Origin of the sequence: Thalassospira sp. UBA1131, assembly GCF_002311515.1 — a bacterium.
In the GTDB taxonomy this organism is placed as follows: domain Bacteria; phylum Pseudomonadota; class Alphaproteobacteria; order Rhodospirillales; family Thalassospiraceae; genus Thalassospira.
In genome coordinates this window covers 1-1,268 of sequence record NZ_DCAO01000132.1, presented here as the reverse complement: position 1 = coordinate 1,268, position 1,268 = coordinate 1, and the positions used below count along the sequence as shown (strand labels likewise).

General features: G+C 54.9%; 1 protein-coding gene. It reads left to right on the top strand.

Annotation, left to right across the window (positions count from 1 at the left end):
• The coding region (locus B3Z49_RS21360) for an adenylate/guanylate cyclase domain-containing protein (RefSeq protein WP_296994711.1) at positions 1 to 1,164 on the top strand (1,164 nt) is incomplete at its 5' end.
• Between the last annotated feature and the right edge of the window lie 104 nt (positions 1,165 to 1,268).

The window sequence follows — 1,268 nt, the reverse complement described above, 5'->3', positions numbered from 1 at the left end:
CTGTTTACCCTCAAACGCCTTGCCCTGACCTATCGCAACAAGCTCTCGACCTGGTTCCTGACTGTTTCGGTGATCGCCGATATCGGTCTTCTGATGGTCCTGATCTGGAGCTTCCATATCCAGTACATGCAGCCAGCAAGCTTTTATCTCAAAGCGCCGACCGTGCTCTATGTCTTCATCTTCATTGCGTTGCGCAGCCTGCGCTTTGATCCGCGCTATATCCTGATAGCTGGCGGGACAGCGGCGGCAGGCTGGATCATTCTGACTGGCTATGTCATCTGGTCGGAGGGCGGCAAAAGCATGATCACGCGTGATTATGTGACCTACCTGACCTCAAACTCGATCCTGATCGGGGCTGAAATTGACAAGATTATCGCCATTTTGCTGGTTACGGCTGTTCTGACGGTCGCCGTGATGCGGGCCAAAAGATCGTTTATCCGGGCTGTCACGGATGAAATTGCCGCCCGCGATCTGTCGCGCTTTGTGTCACCCGAAATTGCTGATCGCATCACCCATGCCGAACAACAGATCCGGCCGGGCGATGGTGAAGCGGTCAACGCGACGGTAATGTTTACCGACATCGAAGGCTTTTCATCAATCGCCGAAAAGCTCGCGCCAAAAGAACTGGCCACCATGCTCAATGAATATTTCACCGAAACCAACGCGGTGATTTCGCATTTCGGCGGGGTTATTACCCAGTTTGAAGGCGATGCGATGCTGATCACCTTTAACGCCGTGACCCCCGATACGGATCATGCACTCAACGCCGTGCGCACCGCCCTTGCCATTCAGGAACTCGCCAATCGGCGCATTTATTCTCATGGCGCGCAGTTAAAAACGCGCTGCGGGATTAATTCAGGTGAAATTGTTCTGGGTGCGGTCGGCTCCGAAAGCCGCCTGACCTTTACGGTGCATGGTGACAACGTCAATATCGCCTCGCGGCTTGAGGCACTGAACAAGGAATTTGGCACCTATATCCTTGCAACAGAGGATACAGTGCGCGCCTGCGGCAATCACGACGATATTCCGGCATGGACGCCGCGCGGCGATGTCACGGTGCGCGGACGGGAAAACACGACAAAGATCTTCTCGCTCACACCAATCAAAATCACCGATCAAACCCCAGCACAAGACACGGCCCACCAGACGGCATCACGCGCCTGAAAATCGTGACAAACGGCACGTCCCAGGCAAATTAAAAGCCCGGGGAGCTGTAAGCTCGCCCGGGCTTTGGGGACAGATGGTCTTGGGGAGACCTGTCAGATGCG